General features: G+C 73.0%; 18 protein-coding genes. 10 read left to right on the top strand and 8 right to left on the bottom strand.

What is annotated here, in order from left to right; all coding sequences use genetic code 11:
• Positions 1 to 10: 10 nt before the first annotated feature.
• Positions 11 to 3037, bottom strand: a complete 3027-nt coding sequence (locus OOK31_RS30880; RefSeq protein ID WP_267090672.1) for a beta-N-acetylglucosaminidase domain-containing protein — start codon at positions 3035 to 3037, stop codon at positions 11 to 13.
• Between the two features lie 210 nt (positions 3038 to 3247).
• Here OOK31_RS30880 and OOK31_RS30875 point away from each other — a divergent pair, with 210 nt between their 5' ends.
• The 3 genes from OOK31_RS30875 to OOK31_RS30865 are packed head-to-tail and all read left to right on the top strand — an operon-like array spanning position 3248 to position 5775.
• Positions 3248 to 3475 carry a hypothetical protein gene (locus tag OOK31_RS30875; RefSeq protein ID WP_267090671.1) on the top strand — a complete coding sequence of 76 codons (228 nt, stop codon included), beginning with the start codon at positions 3248 to 3250 and terminating at the stop codon, positions 3473 to 3475.
• A gap of 12 nt (positions 3476 to 3487) precedes the next feature.
• Positions 3488 to 5515, top strand: a complete 2028-nt coding sequence (locus OOK31_RS30870; RefSeq protein WP_267090670.1) for a 4-alpha-glucanotransferase — start codon at positions 3488 to 3490, stop codon at positions 5513 to 5515.
• Between the two features lie 20 nt (positions 5516 to 5535).
• The gene (locus OOK31_RS30865) at positions 5536 to 5775 is read left to right on the top strand and encodes a hypothetical protein (RefSeq protein ID WP_267090669.1); all 240 of its coding nucleotides are present in this window, start codon (positions 5536 to 5538) and stop codon (positions 5773 to 5775) included.
• Between the two features lie 141 nt (positions 5776 to 5916).
• Here OOK31_RS30865 and OOK31_RS30860 read toward each other — a convergent pair whose 3' ends face one another.
• Positions 5917 to 6414 carry a MarR family winged helix-turn-helix transcriptional regulator gene (locus tag OOK31_RS30860; protein WP_267090668.1) on the bottom strand — a complete coding sequence of 166 codons (498 nt, stop codon included), beginning with the start codon at positions 6412 to 6414 and terminating at the stop codon, positions 5917 to 5919.
• Between the two features lie 81 nt (positions 6415 to 6495).
• On the opposite strand from OOK31_RS30860, the gene OOK31_RS30855 reads away from it, so the two are divergent.
• From OOK31_RS30855 to OOK31_RS30840, 4 genes are read left to right on the top strand one after another with little or no spacing between them, the layout of a single operon-like run.
• Positions 6496 to 7806, top strand: coding sequence for an MFS transporter (locus tag OOK31_RS30855; protein WP_267090667.1), 1311 nt, complete (start codon positions 6496 to 6498; stop codon positions 7804 to 7806).
• Between the two features lie 37 nt (positions 7807 to 7843).
• Entirely contained in the window at positions 7844 to 8791 is a 948-nt protein-coding gene (locus tag OOK31_RS30850; protein ID WP_267090666.1) for an EamA family transporter, read from the top strand.
• A 43-nt stretch (positions 8792 to 8834) separates the two neighbouring features.
• Positions 8835 to 9791 (top strand): DMT family transporter, encoded by a 957-nt coding sequence (locus tag OOK31_RS30845; protein ID WP_267090665.1) that lies wholly within the window; start codon positions 8835 to 8837, stop codon positions 9789 to 9791.
• Positions 9792 to 9801: 10 nt separating this feature from the next.
• The gene (locus OOK31_RS30840; RefSeq protein ID WP_267090664.1) at positions 9802 to 10704 is read left to right on the top strand and encodes a LysR family transcriptional regulator; all 903 of its coding nucleotides are present in this window, start codon (positions 9802 to 9804) and stop codon (positions 10702 to 10704) included.
• A 78-nt stretch (positions 10705 to 10782) separates the two neighbouring features.
• On the opposite strand, the gene OOK31_RS30835 is transcribed toward OOK31_RS30840, so the two are convergent.
• Positions 10783 to 11097, bottom strand: a complete 315-nt coding sequence (locus OOK31_RS30835) for a 4a-hydroxytetrahydrobiopterin dehydratase (RefSeq protein ID WP_267090663.1) — start codon at positions 11095 to 11097, stop codon at positions 10783 to 10785.
• Position 11098: 1 nt separating this feature from the next.
• On the bottom strand, positions 11099 to 12346 hold the full coding sequence (locus tag OOK31_RS30830; protein ID WP_267090662.1) for a Twin-arginine translocation pathway signal: 1248 nt from the start codon (positions 12344 to 12346) through the stop codon (positions 11099 to 11101).
• A gap of 251 nt (positions 12347 to 12597) precedes the next feature.
• Between OOK31_RS30830 and OOK31_RS30825 the strand changes: the two genes are divergently transcribed.
• On the top strand, positions 12598 to 12852 hold the full coding sequence (locus OOK31_RS30825) for a hypothetical protein (protein WP_267090661.1): 255 nt from the start codon (positions 12598 to 12600) through the stop codon (positions 12850 to 12852).
• A 352-nt stretch (positions 12853 to 13204) separates the two neighbouring features.
• Here OOK31_RS30825 and pepN read toward each other — a convergent pair whose 3' ends face one another.
• A complete protein-coding gene (pepN, locus tag OOK31_RS30820) occupies positions 13205 to 15781 on the bottom strand; it encodes an aminopeptidase N (RefSeq protein WP_267090660.1) in 2577 nt (858 codons plus the stop codon).
• 233 nt (positions 15782 to 16014) lie between these two features.
• Between pepN and OOK31_RS30815 the strand changes: the two genes are divergently transcribed.
• Positions 16015 to 16461: a DUF1203 domain-containing protein gene (locus OOK31_RS30815; RefSeq protein WP_267090867.1), complete on the top strand. Its 447-nt coding sequence runs from the start codon at positions 16015 to 16017 to the stop codon at positions 16459 to 16461.
• Positions 16462 to 16535: 74 nt separating this feature from the next.
• Here OOK31_RS30815 and OOK31_RS30810 read toward each other — a convergent pair whose 3' ends face one another.
• Complete coding sequence (locus OOK31_RS30810) at positions 16536 to 17567, bottom strand: aspartate-semialdehyde dehydrogenase (RefSeq protein ID WP_267090659.1); 1032 nt, start codon at positions 17565 to 17567, stop codon at positions 16536 to 16538.
• A 259-nt stretch (positions 17568 to 17826) separates the two neighbouring features.
• Here OOK31_RS30810 and OOK31_RS30805 point away from each other — a divergent pair, with 259 nt between their 5' ends.
• Positions 17827 to 19323 (top strand): M28 family metallopeptidase, encoded by a 1497-nt coding sequence (locus OOK31_RS30805; protein ID WP_267090658.1) that lies wholly within the window; start codon positions 17827 to 17829, stop codon positions 19321 to 19323.
• An 87-nt stretch (positions 19324 to 19410) separates the two neighbouring features.
• On the opposite strand, the gene OOK31_RS30800 is transcribed toward OOK31_RS30805, so the two are convergent.
• Both OOK31_RS30800 and OOK31_RS30795 read right to left on the bottom strand, forming a co-directional pair.
• The gene (locus OOK31_RS30800; RefSeq protein WP_267090657.1) at positions 19411 to 22743 is read right to left on the bottom strand and encodes a S8 family serine peptidase; all 3333 of its coding nucleotides are present in this window, start codon (positions 22741 to 22743) and stop codon (positions 19411 to 19413) included.
• Between the two features lie 274 nt (positions 22744 to 23017).
• Entirely contained in the window at positions 23018 to 23578 is a 561-nt protein-coding gene (locus OOK31_RS30795; protein WP_267090656.1) for a CGNR zinc finger domain-containing protein, read from the bottom strand.
• Positions 23579 to 23602 lie beyond the last annotated feature (24 nt).

Here is a 23602-nt window from a genome sequence, read left to right as displayed (position 1 = left end):
CCGGGGGCGGTCAGGGGGCGACCGCGAAGGCCGAGGCGGACCACAGGCTGCAGCCGTAACGGGTCGCCCGGCGCTCGCACGTCACCCGCAGGAACCGCGTGTCCGGCGCGTCCTCCAGCCGGACCGTGTCGACACCGCCCCGCGAGGTGACGGAGGCCCCCGGACGCCAGTTGACGCCGTCCGGGGAGGTCTCGACCCGGTACTGCGACGGATAGGCCTCCTGCCAGTGCAGGGTCACCAGCCCCACCCGCGCCGGGGCCGCCAGCTCCGCCCGCCACCACGCCCCGTCCACCGCCGGCGAGGACCACCGGGTCGCGGCCGAGCCGTCCACCGCCGCCGACGCCGGGAACAGCGGCCCCTCTTCGCCCGAGGACACGGCCCGGGCGGTCCGCAGCAGGTCCGGACCGCCCGTACGCGGGACCGCCCGGACGGTGAGGGTGCGCGACTGCCCGTCGAAGGCCAGCGGGACCTGGTACGTCCCGGCCGGGGTGCCCGCCGGGACGGTGACCTCCACCGGGACCGAGACCCGGGTCCCCCGGGGCACCACCACGTCCTGCGGCACCCGCACCTCCACCCCGGTCGGCGGCGCCGCCGACAACGGCCCGCGCACCTCGCCCGGCAGCAGCGCGGACAGTTCCGCCGACACCCGGCGCGGGCCCCCGCCGATCTCCACGTCGGCCCGGCCCCCCTCGGCCAGTTCGAAGGCGGCCCGGGGCCCGTCCGCGAACCACGGCACCACCTGGTGGACCGCCGGAGCCGCACCCGCCCAGGACAGCCGGACCTCGTCCGCCCGCACCCCGCCCGCGTCGGCCTGCGTCCAGCCCGAGCCCGCCACGTCGCCGATCTTGCGCCAGCCCTCGCCCGGCACGTGCGCCTCCACCACCGCGCCCCGCACCTCGGGCGACAGCGGGTCCGTCATCACCGTCACCGCCGACACCGGGCGCGGGGAGTCCAGCCGGACCGTCCACGAACCGGCCTCCTGGCGCACCGTCCCGGCCGGGCGCGCCGCGCCCGTCCAGGCGTCCGACTCCTGCGCCGCCTTCGCCAGGAAGGGGTCGAGCACCGACGCGTCGACCCGCGCCCCGCCCTTCTGCGCCAGGGCGCCACGGGCCGCCGCCAGATCCCGCGAGGCCTGCCAGGCGGCCGCCCCGTCACCCCGGGCCTGCGCCCGCAGCAGGTCCACCGCCAGCTCGCCCGCCGCCCCGTAGCGCGAGAGCCGCTCCAGCCACGGGCCCGCCTCCGCCGACAGCGACGGCAGCCGCGCCGGGGCCTCCCGGAGCACCGTGAAGGCCGCCCGCAGCCGGTCGGCGGCCCGGTCGGCGGCCGCCCGGTCACCGCCGCTCCTGGCCCGCCAGAACTCCTCGGCCAGCGGCCTCAGGTACGCCGACTCCTCCTGCTTGAGCCCCGAGGAAGCGGTGTTCCCGGCCAGCGCCGCCAACGCCGCCCGGGTGCGCGGATCGGGGCCCGCCAGCTCGCGCACCGCCGCCGACCAGGACTCCCCGGCCCGGTAGCCGCGCGGGTTCCAGGAGTAGTCCGCCGCCGTGAACAGCGGCACCCGCGACAGGGTGCCCTGCGGCATCGCGTTGGCCAGCATCCCGGCCGAGCCGCTCGCCACCGCCGGATCGCGGCCCGCGTAGGGGCCGAGGAAGATCCGGCCCGGGTCCCAGTCGTTCACCGGGTAGTTGTCCATCGTGACCAGCGGGTGCCCGAGCGCCGAGCGGGCCCCCGCCAGCTCGCCGCCGGTGATGGTGCGCGGCACCACCCCGACGCCCGTCCAGGCCACCTCCACCCGCGCGTCCAGCGCGCCCGCCAGCGCGGCGCGGTAGGTGGTGGCGCCCTCCTGGAAGTACTCCGTCGGCAGCAGCGACAGCGGGGCCGCGCCCGGGTGCCGGGCGGCCAGGTGCGCCGCCAGCTCGCCCGCGACCTCGGCGTGCGCCTTCGCGGCCGCCGCCGGACCCGTCCCGTACCGGACCCGGTCGGCCCGGCAGCCCCACTCCGAGTAGCTGACGTCCTGGAACTGCACCTGGAACGCCCGGAAGCCCAGCTCCCACATCGCGTCCACCTTGCGCGCCAGCGCCGCCCGGTCGTCCGCCGAGGCCAGGCACATCGACTGACCCGGTGACACCGCCCAGCCGAGGACCACGTGGTTCGCCCGCGCCCGCTCGGCCAGCGCCCGGAACTCCTCCTGCCGCTCCGCCGGGTACTCCGCGCGCCAGCCCGTCGTGCGCAGCGGGTCGTCGCCGGGCGCCAGCAGCAGCCGGTTCTGCTTGGTGCGGCCCATGAAGTCCAGCTGCGCCAGCCGCTGCTCCTGGGTCCAGGGCTGCCCGTAGAAGCCCTCGGTGATCCCGCGCACCGGCGCGGTCGGCCAGTCCCGCACCAGCATCCCGGGCACCTTCCCCGCCCCGGCCGCCAGCAACTGACGCAGGGTCTGCGCGGCGTGGAACAGCCCGTCCGGCCCCGAACCGGCCAGCGCGACCGTGTCCCGGCCGCCGCTACGGCCCACCGCCAGCCGGTAGCCGCCGTCCGGCAGGTCCCCGGCCGCGGCCGCCCCGAGCGCCCGCAGCGCCGCTTCGGCGTCGGGGCCCTGGAGCCGTACGACGAGGGCCCGTTCGGGCAGCGCCTGCCCCGGGGCCCGCTCGTGCAGGGTCCGGACGCCCGCCGCGCGCAGGGAGCTCCGTACGAGTGCGACGGCGTACGGGTCCGCCCCGGCCGGCGCCACCAGCACGGCCTCCGTGCCCACCGGCACCTCGCGCCCCGGATCGGCGGCCGCCGACTGCGGCCGGGGCCACACGGCGGGCCCCTCGGAGGCGGCTCGGGGCGGGTCGGAACCCGGGTCGAGCGGGGCGCCGGGCGCGCCGGCGGACGCGGGCACGGCCGCCGATCCCGACCCGGCGTCAGGCCGCGTCTTGGCGGGGCCCGTCGGCGTGCCGGGAGCCGCCACGAGCGCCGTCGGGGCCGAGGCCACGGCCCCGCCCAGCAGCGATCCGATCACGGCGACCGCCGCGGCGGTGCTCCGCTTCCTGCCCCTGAGCTGCACGGAGCCTCCCCGTTCGGCTTCTCGAGGGCGTACGCCGCCCCGTACGCATGATCCCGAGCCCACCACCCGTGCGACTCGGGTGTCAACGCCGGTGGGGCGATCTGACCGGGATCAGCCAGGAATGCGGTGCCGCCGACTGGGTATGGCTGCGGTGTTCCCCGGGGGTGTTGCATGGGCGGGTCCGGTCTTCGCGCACGAAGGAGTGCTCCCATGAATGCCCGTACCGCCCCTGCCGGCACCACCGCCGGTGCTGCCCGCGCCCACGCCCCGCTCGCCCACCTGCCCGCCCAGTCCGGGCCGGCGGACGGGCCCCTGACCAGCGAGCCCCCGCTGCCCGGCGGCGCGTACGCGCCGCTGACCAGCGAACCCCCGCTCGCGGACGAGGCCCCGCTGACGAGCGAGCCCACCCGCCCCGCCGCAGCCGCCGCGGGCCTCTAGACAGGGACTTCCATGGACGACCTCGCCCGGCTCGCGGCCCGTCACGCCGTCGCCACCAGCTACCGGCCCGCCGAGGACGTCACCGTCCAGGTGCCCGAGGCCACCGTGCGGGCGGTCCTCGGGCTGCTCGGGGTGCCGGCCGGCCCCGGTGAGGACGTCCGGGCCCTGGCCGACGCCGCCGACGCGGCGCGGGCCGCGCGACTGCTGCCGCCGACCCTGGTGCAGTGGCGCGGCGAGGGCGCCCCGGCGGCCCTGACCGCGCTGCCGGCCGGGACCCGGCTGCGGGTGGCCCTGGAGGACGGGGCCGGTGGGGCGGGTGGGGGCGATGGGGCAGGGGAGGCCGGGGAGGCCGACTGGGGTCCGGACCTGCCGTACGGGGTGCACCGGCTGAGCGCCGTCACCCCCGACGGGCGCACCGCGTCCGCCACCCTGATCGTGGCCCCCGACCGGGCCCCGGCCGCGCCCGGGCGGGCCCACGGGCTGCTCGTCCAGCTGTACTCGCTGCTCTCGGAACGCTCCTGGGGCATGGGCGACCTCGGCGACCTGGCGGAGCTGGCCCGCTGGGCGGCCCGCACCCACGGCGCCGGGTTCGTCCAGGTCAACCCGCTCCACGCGGCCGTCCCCGGCACCCCGACCGACCCCTCCCCCTACCGCCCGTCCTCCCGCCGCTTCCCCGACCCGGTGCACCTGCGGATCGAGGACGTCCCCGAGTACGCCGGCTGCCCCGAGCGCGACGCCCTCGACGAGCTGGCCGCCCGGGGCGGTGAGCTGCGCCGCGAGGTGCTGGAGAAGGGGGCGCTGATCGACCGGGACGCCGTCTGGGCCCTCAAGCGGCAGGCCCTGGAACTCCTGTACGCCGTCCCGCGTTCCCCCGTACGGGAGGCCGCCTACCGGGAGTTCCGCGCCGCACAGGGCGAACCCCTCGCGCTGCACGCCGCCTGGTGCGCGGCCGCCGCCGGGGAGGAGCCGGGGGAGCGGGCCGACTTCCACGCCTGGCTGGTGTGGCTGACGGACGGCCAGCTGAGGGCCGCCCAGGAGGCCGCGCGGGAGGCCGGGATGGCGGTCGGCATCGTGCACGACCTCGCCGTCGGCGTGCACCCCGACGGCTCGGACGCCCGGACCGGCGCCCACGCCCGGCAGGCCTCCGCGGGCGCCCCGCCGGACGCCTTCAACGCCCGCGGCCAGGACTGGGGGCTGCCGCCCTGGAGGCCCGACGCCCTGGAGCAGTCGGCGTACGCCCCCTTCCGGGCCCTGCTGCGCGGGGTGTTCCGGTACGCGGGCGCCGTGCGCATCGACCACGTCATGGGCCTGTTCCGGCTCTGGTGGGTCCCCGGGGGGACCCCGCCCGCGGAGGGCACGTACGTCTCCTACGACGGCGAGGCGATGCTCGCCGTCCTCGTCCTGGAGGCGCACCGGGCCGGCTCCCTGGTGGTCGGCGAGGACCTCGGGACGGTGGAGCCGCGGGTACGCCGCGCCCTGGCCCGGCGCGGGATCCTCGGCACCTCCGTGCTCTGGTTCGAGCGGGACTGGTCGGGCGACGGGCAGCCGCTGGAGCCCGGGGCCTGGCGGGAGGCCTGCCTGGCCACCGTCACCACCCACGACCTGCCGCCCACCGCCGCGAAACTGGCCGGGGCCCACGTCGAACTGCGCGACCGGCTCGGCCTGCTGACGCGCCCCCTGGACCTGGAGCGGGCCGAGGACGCCGCCGACACCGCGCGCTGGCTGACGCTGCTCGACGACCTCGGCCTCGACACCAAGGGCGAGGAGGCCGCCGTCCGCGCCCTGTACGCCTTCCTGCTGCGCACCCCCGCCCGGCTGGTCGGCGTCTGGCTCCCCGACGCGGTGGGGGACCGGCGCCCGCAGAACCTGCCCGGCACCTGGGACCAGTACCCCAACTGGCGGCTGCCGCTCGCCGACGCGGCGGGCCGCCCGCTGACCCTGGAGGCGCTGACCGCCTCGCCCCGGGCGAACGCCCTGCTGAGCGCCGTGGGGGAGGGGGCGCGTACCCGTACGGCACCCCCGGGCGCGCGCCCGCTTTAGGTGTTCGCTACGTTTGCACCGTGGACAAGAAGAACGCTCTGCGCGCCGGCGCCGTCACGGCCGGAACGACGCTGATGATGCTGCTGATGACGTCTCCCGCCCTCGCGCTGACCCGTGACGACGGCGACGACCCGGGCCCGGGCCTGAGCATCGGCGAGACGCTCGGCCTGTACGTGGTCGCGCCGATCGTCCTGTTCCTGGTCATCGCGGGTCTCGTGATGGTCGGCGACAAGTCGCGCAAGCAGCAGAACGAAGGCTGATCAGGCCCACCGGCCCGATCAGCGGCGGCCCGACCGGGCCGCCGTCACCTTCTCGAAGACTTCCGGGCGCCGGAGGTCCGCGGAGCCCGTACCAGCCGGCTCCGGCGCGACCTCCGGCGCCTTGTCGTGCCCGCGCCGCGGTTACGGCACCTCCGCCAGCAGCTTGCGCAGCAGCTCGGTGAGCAGTTCGACCTCCTCCGGGGCCAGGCCGGTGAGGGCGGAGCGCTGGACATCCAGGCCCGCCGTGACCGCCTCGTCGATGACGCCGAGCCCGCGCTCGGTGATCGTCACCTGGAGCCCGCGCCGGTCGTGCGGATCGGGGCTGCGGCTGAGCAGTCCGGCCTTCTCCAGCTTGTCCAGACGCCCCGTCATACCTCCCGTGGTGAGCATGAGCGTGGCGGACAGCTGGCGCGGCGAGAGGGTGTAGGGGATTCCGGATCGGCGCAGCGTGGCGACGACGTCGAACTCCCCGCGGGAGATCCCGTAGCGGCTGTACGCCCGCTCCATCGCGTCGCCCATCGCCTTGGAGATCCGGTAGATCCGCCCGAAGACGGCCATGGGTGCCGTGTCCAGCTCGGGCCGTACGGCGTACCACTGGTCGATGATCGCGTCGACTGCGTCCTTGTCGGTCTCGGTCATGGCGGCAGTATCCGGCTTCCACTTGTTCGATTGCAAGAAAGTTGCTTGACGGAAAGTAGCTTACGGGTAAGCTACTTCCAAGTGACCTACTCGGGGGAGGCAGTGATGAAGGTGGCCGGCAAGGCACGGGAAGCGCGCGTGGAGGGGGAACGGTCCCTGCTCGTCGGCGCCGGGATCAGCGCGGTCGGCATCGGGATGTACATCCCCTTCTCGCTCGTCTTCTTCCACCACGTCACCGGGCTCTCCTTCGCCCTCGTCGGCGTGGTCCTCACCGCCACCGGCCTCGCGGGCCTGGCCTTCATGCCGCTCGCCGGCTCCGCCGTCGACCGCTTCGGCGCCCGCAAGGTCAATCTGGTCCTCTACGCGATACGGGCCGCGGGCTTCGCCCTCTATCCCTTCGCCGGATCACTGCCCGCCTTCGCCGCCGTCGCACTGGTCACGGCCCTCGCCGACCGCTCCTTCCCCGTCGTCCAGCAGTCCCTGATCGGGGAAGTGGCCCGCGGCGCCGCCCGCGACCGGCTCCAGGCCTCCCTGCGGGCCCTGCAGAACGCCGGGATGGGCGCCGGCGCCCTCCTCGTCTCCGGCGTCCTCGCCCTGTGGGGGACCGGCGGGTTCCACTACACCGCCTGGGGCAACGCCCTGGCCTTCGCCCTCGCCGGACTGCTCGTCAGCCGGGTCCGGCCGGTGCGCGACGCCGAAGGCGTCCCCTCCGCCAAGCGGCCGCCCGCCGGCTACCGCATGGTGCTGCGCGACCGCCCCTTCCTCGCGCTGACCGCCGCCAACTTCCTCACCGCCCTCGGCTACGCGGCCCTGTCCGTCCTCTTCCCGCTCTACATCTCCACCTGGCTGCACGGACCCGACTCCCTCACCGGAGCCGCCTTCACCGTCAACACCGCCCTGTGCGCCGGGATCGGGGTCCTCGTCGCCGGCCGGGTCCGCCGCTCCGGCGCCCGCCGCACCCGCTCGGCAGCCCTCGGCTCCCTGCTCTTCGCCGCCGCCTTCACCGCCCAGATCGTCCTCGGCACCCTGCGGCCCGGACAGACCGCGACCCTCGTCGCCCTGCTCGCCATCGTGGTCGTCTACACCCTCGGCGAACTGGTCCACAGCCCCTCCGGCGGCGCCCTGTCGGTCTCCGCGGCCCCCGAGCCCGTCCGCGGCCGCTACCTCGCCACCTACCAGCTGTCCTACTCGCTGGCCACCGCCCTCGCCCCGTCGCTCTTCACCGCCCTGCTCTCCGTCGACGGCCGGCTGCCCTGGGCCGTCCTCGCCGTCGCCGCCGTCGGGGCCGCCTTCGCCCTGGTCCGCCTGGAGCGCCACCTGCCCGCCGAAGCCGTCTACGCCGTACCGCCGACCGCCCAGGCTTCTGCCCGGCCCGTCACCGCAGCCGCCTGAAGCCCCGCACCTTCCCCGCTCGCCCCGAGGAGTCGTCGTGAACCGCCTCGCCACCGTCGCCCTGACCGCACTCGCCCCCATCTCCTGGGGCTCCACGTACGCCGTCGCCACCGAACTGCTGCCGCCCGACCGGCCGCTGTTCACCGGGGCCATGCGGGCCCTGCCCGCCGGACTGCTGCTCGTCGCCCTCTCCCGGACCCTGCCCAAGGGCGCCTGGTGGTGGAAGTCCGCCGTGCTCGGCACCCTCAACATCGGCGCCTTCTTCCCGCTGCTCTTCCTCTCCGCCTACCGCCTCCCCGGCGGGGTCGCCGCCGTACTGGGCGCCGCCGGACCACTGTTCGTCGTAGGGCTCGCCGCACTCGTCCTCGGGGAGCGGGCCAGGCTGCGCACCGTGCTCGCCGCCGTCGTCGGCGCGTTCGGCGTCAGCATGGTGGTGCTGACCGCCGAGGCGGAGCTCGACCTCGTCGGCATCGTCGCCGGTGTGGTCTCCTCAGCCTCCATGGGCGCGGGCACCGTGATGACCAAGCGGTGGGGGCGCCCCGAAGGCGTCGGCCCGCTCGCCGTGACCGGCTGGCAGCTCACCGCGGGCGGACTCGTCATCATCCCGATCGCCGCCCTGGTCGAGGGAGCGCCGCCCGCGCTCGACGGCAAGGCCTTCCTCGGCTACGGCTACATGATGCTGATCAACACCGGCATCGCCTACTGGCTCTGGTTCCGCGGAATCGGCAAGCTCACCGCCACCTCCGTCACCCTGCTCGGCCCGCTGTCCCCGCTCACCGCCGCCGTCATCGGCTGGGCCGCGCTCGGCCAGTCCCTGACCCCCGTCCAGCTGGCCGGCATGGCGATCGCCTTCGGGGCCACCGTCTTCGGGCAGCTCCCGGGCCGCCAGCACCCGAAGCCCGCCACCAAGCAACCGTTCAGTTCTCCTGAACAGACCGATCAAAATGTTTCGATGGACCTGGGCAATGGTGAGGTGCGACGGTAGTCCCACGAATCCACCAGACCAGACCCCGAGGGGGAGACACCCAGTGGCCGCCATGGACCGCGTCCGTACCGCACCGACCGTCACTCAGGAGCCGCAGCAGCCCGGCGGTGGCGGTACGGGGAAGATCAAGGGGGCCGCGGGCCTCGGCGTACTCCTCGCCCTCATCGCCACGGTCGTCTGGTCCGGCAGCTTCGTCGCCACCCGGGGCATGGCCGACAGCGTCCCGCCCGTCCAGGCCGTCTTCTGGCGCTGGGTCATCGCCGCCGTCGCCGTCGCCCCCTTCGCCGCCCGCCAGGCCTGGCAGCAGCGCGACCTGCTCCGCCGCCACTTCCGCTACGTCGCCCTCGCCACCTTCTTCGGCGTCACCCTCTACAACACCCTGGTCCACCAGGCCGGACTCACCACCTCCGCCTCCAACATGGGCATGATCATGGCGGCCTCGCCCGTCATCATGGCCGTGTACGCCCGCATCGGCGGCGAACGGCTCGGCGCCCGCCGCACCTTCGGAATGCTGCTCGCGGCCCTCGGCGTACTGCTCCTCGTCGGGGACGGATCCCTCGGCTTCGACTTCGGCGCCGGCGACCTGTGGATGTTCGGCGCGGCCCTGTCCTTCGCCACGTACAGCGCGCTGCTGCGCCGCAAGCCCGCCGAGATCGGCGGCCTCGCCTTCCTGATCAGCACCTTCGTCCTCGGCGCGCTGATGCTGGCCCCCGCCTACGCCGTCTCCCTCAGCGTCCAGGGCGGCTTCCAGGCCACCCCCGGAACCCTCGGACAGCTCCTGTACATCGGCGTGTTCTCCTCCGCCGTCGCCTTCTTCGCCTGGAACAAGGCCATCAGCCTCATCGGCGCCGCCCGCGCCGGCGTCGTCTACTACCTCCAGCCGGTGTGCGTCGCCGGACTCGGACTGCTGCTGCTCGGCGAGGAGACCGGGCCCGCGCAGCTGCTGTGCATGGCGCTCATCCTGGGCGGGGTCGGGCTGTCGAGTGTCGCCCGGCGGTAGGTTCGCTCCCGTGACCGAGTGGGACATCAAGAAGCTGCGCATCCTGCGGACCCTGGCCGACCGGGGCACCGTGACCGCGACGGCCGAGGCGCTGCACATGACGCCCTCGGCCGTCTCGCAGCAACTGACCAACCTCGCCCGGCAGCTGGGCGTCGTCCTGCTGGAACCCCAGGGGCGGGGAGTACGGCTCACCGACGCCGCACACCTCGTCCTGCGGCACACCGAGGCCGTCTTCGCCCAGCTGGAGCGGGCCGACGCCGAACTCGCCGGGTACCTCGCGGGAGAGGCCGGCGAGGTACGCGTCGGGGCCTTCTCCACCGCGGTACCGGTGCTGGTCGTCCCGGCCGTGGCCGCGCTGCGGCGCAGCCACCCCGGGGTGGAGGTACGCGTCCGGGAGACCGAAGCCGCCGAATCCTGGGAACTCCTGTCCGCCGGGGCCGTGGACCTCGCCCTCTCGCTGGCCGCGCACGCCCCGGTCGCCGGCGACCCCCGCTTCACACGGGTCACCCTGCTGGAGGACCCCCTGGACGTGGCCCTGCCGCCGGGACACCCACTGGCGTGGGCGCCGGGGCTGCGGCTCGCCGACCTGTCGGGGGAACGGTGGATCTACGGCGGCAGCGGCCCCTGGTCGGAGATCACCCGCAGCGCGTGCGAGGCCGCCGGCTTCGTACCGCAGCAGGCCCACTCGGCGTCCGGATGGACCGCGATCCTGGCGATGGTGGAGGCGGGCATGGGCGTCGCGCTGGTACCCCGCATGGTGACGAGCCGGGCCTCGGGCGTGACCGTACGGGTCCTCGCGCACGACCGGCCCACCCGCCACGTCATCGCCGCCCTCCGCCGCGGCGCGGAAACGGGCCCCGCCGTCTCCCGAGTCCTGACGGCCCTCCACGAAGCCGCCGAGGCCCTCTCCTGAAGTGCCTTCCCGGCCGGGCGCCGAGGAGCCGGCCCTCGGCCCGCTCGCGCAGCCTTCGCCGAGACTCTTGCGTCCCGGTCAGTCCAGTGGAAGGGACTGATGCGCGGCGACGATCGCGTCGATCCGCTGGGCCAGGTCGAAGTCGGCGGCGGTGAGATGGTGGCCTGCGTCGTGCGTGGTGACCGTTGCCCGCAGGTGGTCGATGCGGAGGTCCAGGTCCGCATGGTGCTGGATGCGCCGGGACCGGTCGGCGATGGTCACGATCGCTGCCACAGCGGCGTGATAGCGGATCTCGTAGGTCCGGGTGATCTCGTTCCCCACCCGCTCCCACCCCGGGAGCTCCGCCAACCGCCCGTCGATCTCCCCATCGGACAACACCTTCGGCACGCCCATGTCAGCTCCCCTTGCCAACCGGTGCCAGGACCTCGGCGAGCTCCCGGCCTACGGGGGCATCGTGCCACGGGCTCATGGCCCGTTCCAGGGTGACTAGTTCGCGGAGCATGCGCGCGGACCGGGTCTCGACGGCGATCTCGACGGCCTTCCGTGCGATCTCAACCGCGTGATCGGGCTCCCGAGCGGCAGCGGCAGAGGTGGCGTACCGAGCGAGGTACACGCCACGGTCCCGTCGTGCGGTCAAGGGAACGACGTCAAGGACCTGCGCCCAGAGTGAGTCCGCCTCCCTCCCGAGGCCGAGCCGGCCGTAGCAGGTGGCACGCTGAACCTCCAGGTAGCCCGGGGTCCTGCGGCAGGCGTTGCCCCAAGGAAGGTCGTCGTCGACGCGGGCCAACAGCCCGCCTGCGGCGTCGATGAGACGGTCCACGGTGGTCCGGTCGCCTGTGAGACTGGCGCCGTGGGCCTGCTGCTGCATGGCCATGACGCGGATCTTGGGAAGGAGCCTGTCCGATACGTCCAGGGCGGCCTCGCAGAGGTCGATGACGCCGTACCCGTCGCTCAGATCCGTACGGACATGCGCCTGGTTCACGAGGCTGTACCCGATGAGTTGAGCGTCACGGGACCGAACCGCTATCTCCTGCGTGACGCCCCGCCAGAACGCCGCGGCACCGAGATCGCCCGCATCCTGGTACAGCCAGCCCACGAGCGCGGCGTAGGCGGCTCCGACACGCAGAAGGCCCCGGCGCACCTCGTCCTTCGCGGAGCGAACGAGTTTGTCGATCAGCTGATACTGCGCGCTGACAGTACCGATCAGGTCGTGCGGCCCGAGATACATGTCGGCTCGGTAGTGCCCTTCGAGCTGCTGCTCGAAGTAGTCGATGAGGGCCGGGTCGATGTGCTGCGGAGACAGCGGCCCAGGAACGAGCGCCGCAGCGGTGACGGAGACGAACTGTCTTCTGGTCACGTCTTCCCCTTGATGGGCCTCGGGGCGAATCCATCCGGCAGGCACGGTGAATCCCAGGTCCTCGGGCCACCGGCCGAGCGAGTCGTGCAGCACGATCGCGGTCTCCTCCGGCGGCCGGCCCGGCCGCTCACCTTCCCAGCGCCGCCAGGTGCGTGGCGACACCTCGAAGTGCCGATCCTGGAGAAACCGCTGCCCGTGCTCGGACAGGCTCTTGGCTGCCTGATCCACGCTGCGCCAGCCAGCGCGGAGTCTCGCCGCCCGCAGTGCGTCATTGCGTTGACTCATGGATCCACCTTGACGCGTCATCGCGTTCATTCCCGGCCGTGGCCGCCACATGACCACTGGTGGCCACGTAATGACCTGTCTGCCCCTCTGCCTGCCAGCCCATCATCTCCGCATGACGACGAACAGCGCAGACGAACAACCCGAGTTGCAGGGCTCATTCTGCTGTCATCCCAGCTCCGGACTGCTGGCCCGTGCGGCTGTCGGGTGGGCAAGGTTCCTGCGCACCGCAGACGAGAAGGCGGAGTCGGACGATGACTGAACCTTACGAATACGTCCCGCACCGCCTCCTCCGCCGCCGAGTCCGCGACATCGCCTCGGGCACCGAGGGTGAACTGATGGCAGTGATCAACGAGAACGTCTCGGACACCGGCATCGAGCGCTGGATGAAGCTGGCCTACATCCGGGGTGCGTCCGGCCGCGAATTCACCACGGCCGCCGACAACGTCGAGCCCGCCCATGACCAGCCCCAGGCCGGCCGCAGACGCCGAGAGCCGGGCAGCGCGTAGCGATCTGACGCGCCTGCTGTGCCCGGACGTCTTTCTCGTCGTCCTCAGGTGCGGGTATCAGCCTCAGAAGGGCTGCGGACGCCGAGAAGAGAGGAGCGCGTAGCGATCTGACGCGTCTGTCGGGTCCTGGGGTGCCTCTGGTCGCTGTCTAATGCGGGTAGGCCCTCCCCCACCCCTCCCCGAGACCGCCCAACCGGGACACGGCCCCCCGAACCACCGGCCCGCAGACGGGGAGGCGGGTGGGCAGCTACCGGCCGAGCCCGGTGGCTCGAGGGGGAGATAGCGTGCCCGCACCACAAGCGCACCGGCCCCGCCCCCCCACAGGGGAAGCGGGACCAGGAACCAAGGCCCGTCAGCCCCGGCCCGCCGCCGCGTCGGCGGCCTGGGCCCTCAGCGCGCGTTCCACGCCCGCGCGGGACTCCGAGACCAGGCGTCGCAGCGCGGCGTTCGGCTCGGCCGAGGCCAGCCAGGCGTCCGTCGCGTCCAGGGTCTCCTGGGAGATCTGGAGGGACGGGTACAGCCCCACCGCGATCTGCTGCGCGATCTCGTGGCTGCGCGAGTCCCAGACCTCCTTGACCGCCGCGAAGTACTTCTCCGTGTACGGCGCGAGCAGCTCACGCTGGTCGGTCTGGACGAAGCCGCCGATCACCGCCTCCTGCACCGCGTTCGGCAGGTCGGCGGACTCCACCACCGAGGCCCACGCGGCAGCCTTGGCCTCCGCCGTCGGACGCGCGGCCCGCGCCGTGGCCGCGTGGCGTTCGCCCGCCGCCGTGGCGTCGCGCTCCAGCTCGGCCGCGACGGCCGGCTCGTCGAGGGTTCCGGTCGCGACGAGCCGCTCCAGGAACGCCCACCGCAGCTCCGTGTCCACGACGAGGCCCTCGACGGTCGCGGAGCCGTCGAGCAGCGCGGCCAGGTAGGAGAGCTGCTCCTCGGTGCGGGCGGTGGCCGCGAAGGCGCGGGCCCATGCCAGCTGGTGGTCGCTGCCCGGCTCGGCGGCGAGCAGGTGCTCGCGCGTCGCGCCGGTCCAGGAGGCCAGGCCCTGCTCCCGCCACGCCGGGTCGGCGTACAGGTCGACGGCCAGCTTCACCTGGCGGTGCAGCGACTGCACGACGCCGATGTCGGACTCCTTGCCGATGCCCGACAGGACCAGCGCCACGTAGTCGCGGGCGGCGAGCTCGCCGTCGCGGGTCATGTCCCAGGCCGAGGCCCAGCACAGGGCGCGCGGCAGGGACTCGGTGAAGTCGCCCAGGTGCGCGGTGACGTTGGCGAGGGACACCTCGTCGAGGCGGACCTTGGCGTAGGACAGGTCGTCGTCGTTCAGCAGCACGACCGCCGGCCGGGACCGGCCCACCAGCTCCGGCACCGCCGTCAGTTCGCCGTCGATGTCCAGCTCGATGCGGTCGGTGCGGACCAGCTTGCCGTCCTGGAGCTCGTACAGGCCGACCGCGATGCGGTGCGGGCGCAGCACGGGCAGGCCCGTGGCGCCGGCCGGCAGGGCGGGGGCTTCCTGGCGGATCGCGAAGGAGGTGATGGAGCCGTTCTCGTCGGTCTCCACCTCGGGCCGCAGGATGTTGATGCCGGCCGTCTCCAGCCATGCCTTCGACCAGGCGGTCAGGTCGCGGCCGGAGGTCTCCTCCAGGGCGCCGAGCAGGTCGGACAGACGGGTGTTGCCGAAGGCGTGCGCCTTGAAGTACGCCTGGACGCCCTTGAAGAAGGCGTCCTGGCCGACGTAGGCCACCAGCTGCTTGAGCACCGAGGCGCCCTTGGCGTAGGTGATCCCGTCGAAGTTGACGAGGACGTCGTCCAGGTCACGGATGTCCGCCATGATCGGGTGCGTGGACGGCAGCTGGTCCTGCCGGTACGCCCAGGTCTTCATGGAGTTCGCGAACGTGGTCCACGCGTGCGGCCACTTCGAGCCCTCGGCGTAGGCCTGGCAGGCGATCGACGTGTACGTCGCGAAGGACTCGTTGAGCCACAGGTCGTTCCACCACTCCATGGTGACGAGGTCGCCGAACCACATGTGGGCGAGCTCGTGCAGGATGGTCTCGGCGCGCACCTCGTAGGCCGCGTCCGTCACCTTCGACCGGAAGACGTACTGGTCGCGGATGGTCACCGCGCCCGCGTTCTCCATCGCGCCCGCGTTGAACTCGGGCACGAAGAGCTGGTCGTACTTCGCGAAGGGGTAGTCGTACGCGAACTTCTCCTGGAACCAGTCGAAGCCCTGCCGGGTCACGTCGAAGATCGCGTCCGCGTCCAGGAACTCGGCCAGCGAGGGCCGGCAGTAGATGCCGAGCGGGACGGACTGGCCGTCCGGGCCCTCGTAGGAGCTGTGCACCGCGTGGTACGGGCCGACGATCAGCGCGGTGATGTAGGTGGAGATGCGCGGGGTCGGCTCGAAGGCCCACACCCGGTCCTTCGGCTCCGGCGTCGGGGAGTTCGAGATGACCGTCCAGCCCTCGGGGGCCGTCACGGTGAACCGGAACGTCGCCTTCAGGTCGGGCTGCTCGAAGCTGGCGAAGACCCGCCGCGCGTCCGGCACCTCGAACTGGGTGTACAGGTACGCCTGCTCGTCGACCGGGTCGACGAAGCGGTGCAGACCCTCACCGGTGTTGGTGTAGGCGCAGTCCGCGACGACGCGGAGCTCGTTGGCGCCGGCCGCCAGGTGCGGCAGCGCGATCCGGGAGTCCCGGAAGACGGTGGCCACGTCCAGCGACTTGCCGTTGAGGACGACCTCGTGGACCGCGGGCGCGACCAGGTCGATGAAGGTCTCGGCGCCCCCCTCGGCCGACTCGAAGCGCACGGTGGTCACGGACGGGTACGTGCCGCCCTCCTGCGCACCGCTGAGATCGAGTTCGACCTCGTACGATTCGACGGTGAGCAGCTTCGCCCGCTGCTGAGCCTCTTCACGGGTGAGATTCGTGCCAGGCACGCGGTCATCTCCTTTGATGGTGACGTTGCCCGGCCATCCTTCCACGGGGGCCGGGCCGCCGCGTCGGAGTAATCCACGGGCGAACGTGATGTCCGATTTCCGCCAGCGTGTCCCCGGTCGGCCGCCGCACCCTGGAGCCCATGACCACCACACCGCACCCCGCGCCCGCGGCGCCCTCCGCGCCCGCCAGCCGCCCGGCCGCCCTGCCCATCGCCCCCGAGGTCCTGGGACGGATGCGCCTGGCCGACGACGCGGGCCGCCCCGCCCTCCCGTACGAGGACCCCGAGGGCGGCGCCCCGCTGCGCTGCTGCCTGCGCCCCAGCAGCCCCGGCGAGCGGATCGCGCTCGTCACCTACGCCCCGCTGCGCCGGTGGGCCGCCGGGCGCGGGATCGACCCGGGGGCCTACGACGAGCAGGGCCCGGTCTTCGTGCACGCCGCCCCCTGCACCCCGGACCCGGCGGCCGGCCACCCCTTCGCCCACCCCGGCGCGCTGCGGGCCGTACGCCGCTACGACGGCGCGGGGCACATCCTCGGCGGCCGGGTCCTGACGCTCGGCGAGGACGGCGACGCGCAGCTGGACGCGGCGCTCCAGGAGGCGTTCGCCGATCCGCGCACGGTCCTCGCGCACGTCCGCGCCGTCGAGTTCGGCTGCTTCCTCTACGAGGTGCGCCGGCCCTGAGACGGGGGAACGGGGGAGGGGGCGGGCGCCGTACGGCACCCGCCCCCCGCACGCCCGGCGACCGGCGCCCGGGATCAGCCCTGGCGCAGTTCCTCGGCCACGAGCTCCGCGATCTGCACGGCGTTCAGCGCCGCGCCCTTGCGCAGGTTGTCGTTGGACAGGAAGAGCGCGAGACCGTTCTCGACGGTCTCGTCCACGCGGATGCGGCCCACGTACGAGGAGTCCTTGCCGGCCGCCTGGAGGGGCGTCGGGATCTCGGACAGCTCGACGCCGGGGGCGTCCTTCAGCAGCTCGTAGGCGCGCTCGACGCTGATCGGGTTCGCGAACCGGGCGTTGACCTGGAGCGAGTGGCCCGAGAAGACGGGGACGCGCACGCAGGTGCCGGAGACCTTGAGCTCCGGGATCTCCAGGATCTTGCGGGACTCGTTGCGGAGCTTCTGCTCCTCGTCGGTCTCGAAGGAGCCGTCGTCGACCAGGTTGCCCGCGAGCGGGACCACGTTGTAGGCGATCGGACGCTTGTAGACGGCGGGCTCCGGGAACTCCACGGCGCCGCCGTCGAAGGTCAGCTGGTCCGCGGCCTCGGAGACGGCGCAGGCCTGGCCCTTGAGCTCGGCCACGCCGGCCAGGCCCGAGCCGGAGACGGCCTGGTAGGTGGTGGCGACCAGCGCGGTCAGGCCGGCCTCGTCGTGCAGCGGGCGCAGCACCGGCATCGCGGCCATGGTGGTGCAGTTCGGGTTCGCGATGATGCCCTTGGGGCGGTTCTTGATCGCGTGCGGGTTCACCTCGGAGACCACGAGCGGGACCTCCGGGTCGCCGCGCCAGGCGGAGGAGTTGTCGATCACGACGGCGCCCTGGGAGGCGACCTTCTCGGCGAGGGCCCGGGAGGTGGCGCCGCCGGCCGAGAACAGCACGATGTCCAGGCCGGAGAAGTCCGCCGTGGAGGCGTCCTCGATGGTGATCTCCTGGCCCTCCCAGGCCACGGTCGAGCCCGCGGAACGGGCCGAGGCGAACAGTCGCAGCTCCGCCACCGGGAACTTCCGCTCGGCGAGGATGCCGCGCATGACTCCGCCGACCTGTCCGGTGGCTCCGACGATTCCGACCCTCACGGTGACTCCTTTGGTACGTACGACGCGGGCGCGCGTGAAGCCATCATGCGTTCGACCCCACGAGGCTTGTCCAATCCATTGTCCGAGGTACGGACGGTGTCCTGCGCATGAACCCCCGTGACGAGTCCGTGACGGGCGTGTTGCAGGGCCCCTGAAGTCCCCTTTTGCCTGGTCACGGCCGGTTAGCGTCCGTTCTGCCGTGCCCGCTATCCGGACTCGGCGTACCAGCCTTCGAACGCCTACCTCGGGGAGAACCACCGTGCGGGACATCCGCCACCGCCGCCGGTCCATACCGGCCCTCGCCGCCCTCGCGGCCGCCGCCGTCGCCGCGCCCGTCCTGATCGCCGCCACCCCGGCCTCGGCCCACGGGCACGACCAGCGCGAGGGCCGGCTCGCCAAGGAGCTGGTCGAGGAGGTCACCGCGCGCGGCGCCTACCGCCACCTGGCGAAGTTCCAGCAGATCGCCGACGCCAACGGCGGCAACCGCGCCGCCGGCACCCCGGGCCACGCCGCCTCCGCGGCCTACGTCCACGACACCCTGAAGAAGGCCGGCTACGAGGTCTCGTACCAGGACTTCGACATCTACGAGGCGCACACGAAGACGGAGAAGACCACCGTCCTCGGTGACCAGCCGCGCGAGCTGGCCACCGCCGCCTTCACCTTCACCAAGTCCACCCCGGCGGGCGGGCTCGTCGCCCCCCTCGCCCTCGCCCGGGTCGACGAGACCCCCGGCTGCACCGCCGACGACTACCCGGCCGGGGCCTTCGCCGGGAAGATCGCCCTGGTCAAGCGGGGTGCCTGCACCTTCGTGGAGAAGCAGAAGGCCGCCGCGGCGGCCGGCGCGCTCGGCGTGATCGTCTACAACCACAGCGGCACCACCCCGGTCCGCGGCGGGTTCTCCTCCCCGGCCGAGGGGGTCATCCCGAGCGCCGGCATCACCCTGGCCGACGGCGAGGCGCTGACCGCGGCCGCCGCCAAGGGCGAGGTGAAGGTGCGCCTCGACCTGGACCAGGAGCACGTGAAGAAGACCACCCGCAACGTGATCGCCGAGACGCGCGGCGGCCGCGCCGACCGCGTGGTGACCGTCGGCTCCCACCTGGACTCGGTCCCGGAGGGCCCCGGCATCAACGACAACGGCTCCGGATCGGCCGGTCTGCTGGAGGTGGCCCTCAAGCTCGCGGAGGAGGGCGCGAACAAGAAGGGCAAGGGCAAGCAGCCCGCCAACAAGGTGCGCTTCGCCTGGTGGTCGGCGGAGGAGCTGGGCCTGCTGGGCTCCGAGCACTACGTCGCGCAGCTGTCCGAGCAGCAGAAGAAGGACATCGCGCTCTACCTGAACTTCGACATGATCGCCTCGCCGAACCCGGCGCAGTTCGTCTACGACGGCGACGACTCCGACAAGACGGGTGAGGGCGCGGGCCCGGCCGGCTCGGCGCAGATCGAGGCACTGATCAACGGCTTCCTCGACAAGAAGGGCAAGCCGCACGAGGGCAGCGACTTCGACGGCCGCTCCGACTACGGCCCGTTCATCGCGAACGGCATCCCGGCCGGCGGCACCTTCACGGGCGCCGAGGGCATCAAGACCGCCGAGCAGGCCAAGCGCTACGGCGGGACGGCCGGCGCCCCGTACGACCCGAACTACCACGGCGCCGGGGACACCCTGAAGAACCTCGACCTCAAGGCCTTCGACACCAACCTGGACGTGATCGCCCACGCGGTGGGCACCTACGCCGAGTCCCTGCGGTCGCTGGGGAAGTAGGCCCGTAGCCCGAGGGGGGCGGGGGGGAAAGCAGAAGGGGCGGTGCTCGCGAGAGCACCGCCCCTTCCGTCTCACGCTAGGCCCGCGCTACGGCAGGACCTTCTCGATCTGCACGCTGCCGGTGCCGGCGGCGGTGCCGCGGGCGTTGAGCAGCTGGACCTGGCCGAAGAACTGACGGCCCTCGGGGGCCGCGCTGGTGACCAGGACGTTCGCCTTGACCTGCGCCGAGGCGCCGGTGGCGAGGTTCACCGCGGCGGCCTCGTCGACCTGGACGGAGCCCAGGGCGGCCGAGAAGTACACGTCGCGGTAGTCGTACGTGGTGGAGCCGGACGGGACGGCGTAGCCGATCACCTTGACGGTGTAGGTGCCGGCGGCCGGCTTGGCCAGGCTCACGGCCTCGTCGGAGTCGCCGTCGGCGGAGGAGCCGACCTTGACGCCGTCCTTGTAGACCTCGAGGTCGAGGTCGGCGCCCGTGTCGGAGACCTTGCCGATCGCGACGTCGAGGCGGGAGACGCCCTCGCCGATCGTGACCTCGCTGGTGTGGGTCTCACCGGCGGCGATGGTCGGCTTGGCGACCTTCGCGCTGCCGAGCGGGCCGCCCTGGAGCTTGCCGCCGGAGATGGCCGCGGCCTCGTTCTTGATGGTCCACTGGACCGGGGCCGGGGTGCCCTGCTTGACCTCGGGGAGGACCTTGACGGCCGGGTCGAAGCCCGCGCCGAGGACCGAGATGTCGAGCTTGAACGGGTTGTCGAGCAGCGGCGACGTACGGCGCGACTCGACCTCGATCTCCCAGACGCCCGGGGTGGGCTCGGCGTACGAGCGCAGGTCGGGGCGGCAGGTGTTCGCCGGGTTGTCGTAGTTCGGGTAGCACTGGGTCGTCGCGCTGTCCTCGACGCCCACACCGTACGGGTGGATCGAGATGAAGCGCGTCTGGCTGCCCGGCTTCAGACCGCCGAGGGCGACCTCGAGGGTCTTCGCGCCCTGCGGGACGGTCACGAAGTACGACTTGTGGCTGTTGCGCTGGACGGAGGAGGTGTCCGACAGCTTGAACGACGGCTTCGCCAGCGGGGTGGCGGCGACGACCGTGGACAGGATCTGCTTGTCGATGCCCTCGGTGGTCGGGTCGTCGAGCTGCAGGATGCCGCTGTGGACGCCGGCCGACTTGACGTTGGCCTCGACCTTGATCGTGACGGGCTTGTTCAGCGGCAGGGTGACGTAGTCGTAGCCGCCGACCACCTTGAAGGAGCCGTCGCTGTTGCGCCAGCTCAGGTTGTGGCGGGTGCCGTACTTGACGCCGGTGGTGCGGGTGACGACGACGTCGTAGACCTTCTTCTGGCCGACCTTCAGGCCGCCCTCACGGTCGTAGACGCCGGTGCCGAAGCCCGGGGTCTTCAGGAACTGGTCGATCGCGGTGTCGACCGGCGCCTTGACGGTGAACTCCTCCGCCTTGGCGCCGCGCTGGACGGCCTCCCAGGCGGCGGGGACGTTGAGCAGACCGGCACCCTGTGCGTGGGCCGGAACGTCGTCGATCTTCTTCGCCGAGCTGGTGAGCGCGACGCGCAGCTCCGCCGGCTTCAGCGCGATGTTCTTCTGCTTGGCGGCGGAGATGAGCAGCGCGCTCGCGCCCGCGGCCTGCGGCGAGGACATCGAGGTGCCCTGGAGCATGCCGTAACCGGCCGGCAGGGTGTAGCCGGCCTCCTTCACGGGGGCGCCGGGCAGCCAGGTCTGGATGGTGTTGATGGCCGCGCCGGGGGCGGTGATGGTCGGCGTGAAGCCGCCGTCCTCACGCGGACCGCGCGAGGAGAACGGGAACATGTTGTACTTCTTGCTCACGCCGGAGCCGTAGTTGGCGGCCCAGGTGTCCTTGGAGACCGCCGCGCCCACCGAGATGACCTTGTCGGCCAGGCCGGGGTCGCCGATGGTGTTGACGCCCGGTCCCTCGTTGCCCGCCGAGATGACGAGCTGGACACCGTAGGTGTCGATGAGGTTCTTGTAGAGCTCCGAGCGGGCGTTGTTGCCGTCGTTGAGCGCCGGCAGGCCGCCGATCGACATGTTGACGATGTCGACGCCGCGGTTGACGACGAGGTCGATCATGCCCTCGGTCAGCGCGACGTTGGTGCAGCCGCCGGACCAGGAGCAGGCGCGCGAGGAGACCAGCTTGGCGCCCGGGGCCTGGCCGTTCATCTGGCCGCCGAAGAGGCCGTTGGCGGCGGTGATGCCCGCGACGTGGGTGCCGTGCTCGGACTCGATGATGCCGACGTTGACGAAGTCGACCTTCTTGCCGACCCAGTCCCCGCCCAGCGGGTCCATCGGGACGTCCTTGCGGATCTCGATCACGAACGGGATGCGCTCGGCGACGTCGGTCGCCGGGTTGTCCGTGCCGAACCAGCCGATCTGGTAGCCGTCCTTGTACGGCTTCATCGGCTCGTTGTTCGTGAAGTCGTTGTCCTGGTCGGTGTCGACGCGGACGGTTCCGGCGACCGGGTCGTACAGCAGGCCGAACCGGTCGGTGGTGTCGCCGTCGCGGTTGACGTCGCCCTTCATGTCACCGGTGGCGGTGATCGCCTCGGTGAAGCGGCTCCACTGGTAGGTGCCCTCGGGCGCCTTCCAGCTCGCGCCGCCGGCGGTGAAGGAACCGCCCGCGGAGGTGACGGGCGTGACCTGGGGGCGCCAGGTCGCGTCGTTGTCCGTGATCGGGTCGGTCGCGGTGACCCAGTCGACGATCTTGCGCTCGCCGGTGGTGGTCTTCTGCAGCGCGGGGTGGCTGACGTCGACGCCCGAGTCCATGATGCCGATGGTCACGCCGCGGCCGTCGGCCTTCGGGTTCTTCTTGACGAAGTCGACCGAGCCGGTCTCGAAGGACGGGTTGTACGGGTTCTTCGCCGGGGTGTTCTTGTCCGGCGCCGCGTACGTCTCGACCGCGGTCTTCTTGGCCGTGCCGCCCTCGCGGTGGGCGTCGGGGCGCGGGTCCGGCAGCTGGATCTCGTGCCGCAGGTCGATGCCGTGCACGGAGTCGAGCTTGACGGCCGACTTCAGCGCGGCCTCGGCCTTGTCGGTCGGCAGGGTGGCGCGGACGTAGCCGAGCTTGTCGTACGTCTGGCCCACCGAGGCGCCCTGGACGGCGACGAGCTGGTCGGCGACCTGCTTGGTCTGCCCGGGGGCGGTCGCGACCATGACGGTGACGGTCGCGTCACCCTTGGCCTTGGCCTCCTGGAGCAGTTCGGCGTCGGCCGAACCGAGCTTCTGGTCCGCCGACTTGACCGGCGGGGTGGCGGGCGCGGTGGTGCCGTCCGCCGCGAAGGCGGGCATGGCGCCGGTGGCGCAGAGGGCGGCCACCAGGCCCGCGGCCGCGGCGACGCGGGCGGCGCGCCGGGCGCCGGGTATCGCCCCGGTGGTGGAGCTGGGGGAGTCGAGGGTCATCAGCATCCCTGGCTAAGTGAAAGATACGGTCCGGAATTCGGTGCCGGATGACCGGTCAGCTTTGCCGAAGTGACAGCTGTTTGGGGAGGGTTGTCATTGACCGAGACCTGACATGGCGGATTCCCGCCAGGTCGGGGTATGCGTCAGTGGGAACATCCCGGGGCAGGACGGGGCAGATCGCGGTGCGTAGCGAGTCGACTTGTCGACTTAACGGCCTCAACTCGGAGGCGGAGCGGGTGTCCGTCTCACGCCCGGTGTGACAGATTCCGACCGTTCAGCGCTCGCGCGTGCGCGCGTAGTGCCGGGAGGCCTTGGCGCGGTTGCCGCAGACGGCCATCGAGCACCAGCGCCGGGTGCCGTTGCGCGAGGTGTCGTAGAAGCGCAGGACGCAGGTCTCGGAGGCGCACTTGCGGATCCGGTCGGGCGCCGCGCCCAGCAGTCCGAGGTAGTCGCGGGCGGCCGTCCAGGCCGGCCCCCAGGCGGGATCGGCGAACTCGGCGCGCTCGCCGGGCCCTTCGGCGGTGAGCGTGGCCCGGATCCGGCCGTGCTCCAGGACGGCGTCCACCAGGGAGCGGGCGCTCGCGTCGGCCGGGTCGGCGACGGCGCGCGCCAGGGACTCCCGCGCGGTCAGCAGGTGGACGAGGGTCGCGGCGTCGGCGCGGAAGCGGCCGTCCAGGCCCGCGCTCCCCAGCCACAGGGCGAGCCCCTCCACCCGGGTCAGCCCGAAGGCCCCGGCGAAGAGGTCCACCAGTTCGCCGTCCTGCATCCAGCGCGTGTTCAGCAGGTCGAGCGAGACCGGCTCCCCGGTCAGGGGTCGTGGATCCGCCGCCGTCATGTCCGTCTCCTCGGTTCGCTAACC

The sequence above is a fragment of the Streptomyces sp. NBC_00249 genome, from assembly GCF_026342355.1.
Taxonomy (GTDB): domain Bacteria; phylum Actinomycetota; class Actinomycetes; order Streptomycetales; family Streptomycetaceae; genus Streptomyces.
The sequence above is the reverse complement of the archived record's forward strand: the minus strand, read 5'-3'. Positions and strand labels throughout refer to the sequence as shown.

Coding starts and splice junctions, on each gene's coding strand:
- OOK31_RS30875 (WP_267090671.1), top strand. CDS start 3,248: ATGAATGCCCGTACCGCCCCTGCCGGCACCACCGCCGGTGCTGCCCGC.
- OOK31_RS30870 (WP_267090670.1), top strand. CDS start 3,488: ATGGACGACCTCGCCCGGCTCGCGGCCCGTCACGCCGTCGCCACCAGC.
- OOK31_RS30860 (WP_267090668.1), bottom strand. CDS start 6,414: ATGACCGAGACCGACAAGGACGCAGTCGACGCGATCATCGACCAGTGG.
- OOK31_RS30835 (WP_267090663.1), bottom strand. CDS start 11,097: ATGGGCGTGCCGAAGGTGTTGTCCGATGGGGAGATCGACGGGCGGTTG.
- OOK31_RS30830 (WP_267090662.1), bottom strand. CDS start 12,346: ATGAGTCAACGCAATGACGCACTGCGGGCGGCGAGACTCCGCGCTGGC.
- OOK31_RS30825 (WP_267090661.1), top strand. CDS start 12,598: ATGACTGAACCTTACGAATACGTCCCGCACCGCCTCCTCCGCCGCCGA.
- OOK31_RS30815 (WP_267090867.1), top strand. CDS start 16,015: ATGCGCCTGGCCGACGACGCGGGCCGCCCCGCCCTCCCGTACGAGGAC.
- OOK31_RS30800 (WP_267090657.1), bottom strand. CDS start 22,743: ATGACCCTCGACTCCCCCAGCTCCACCACCGGGGCGATACCCGGCGCC.
- OOK31_RS30795 (WP_267090656.1), bottom strand. CDS start 23,578: ATGACGGCGGCGGATCCACGACCCCTGACCGGGGAGCCGGTCTCGCTC.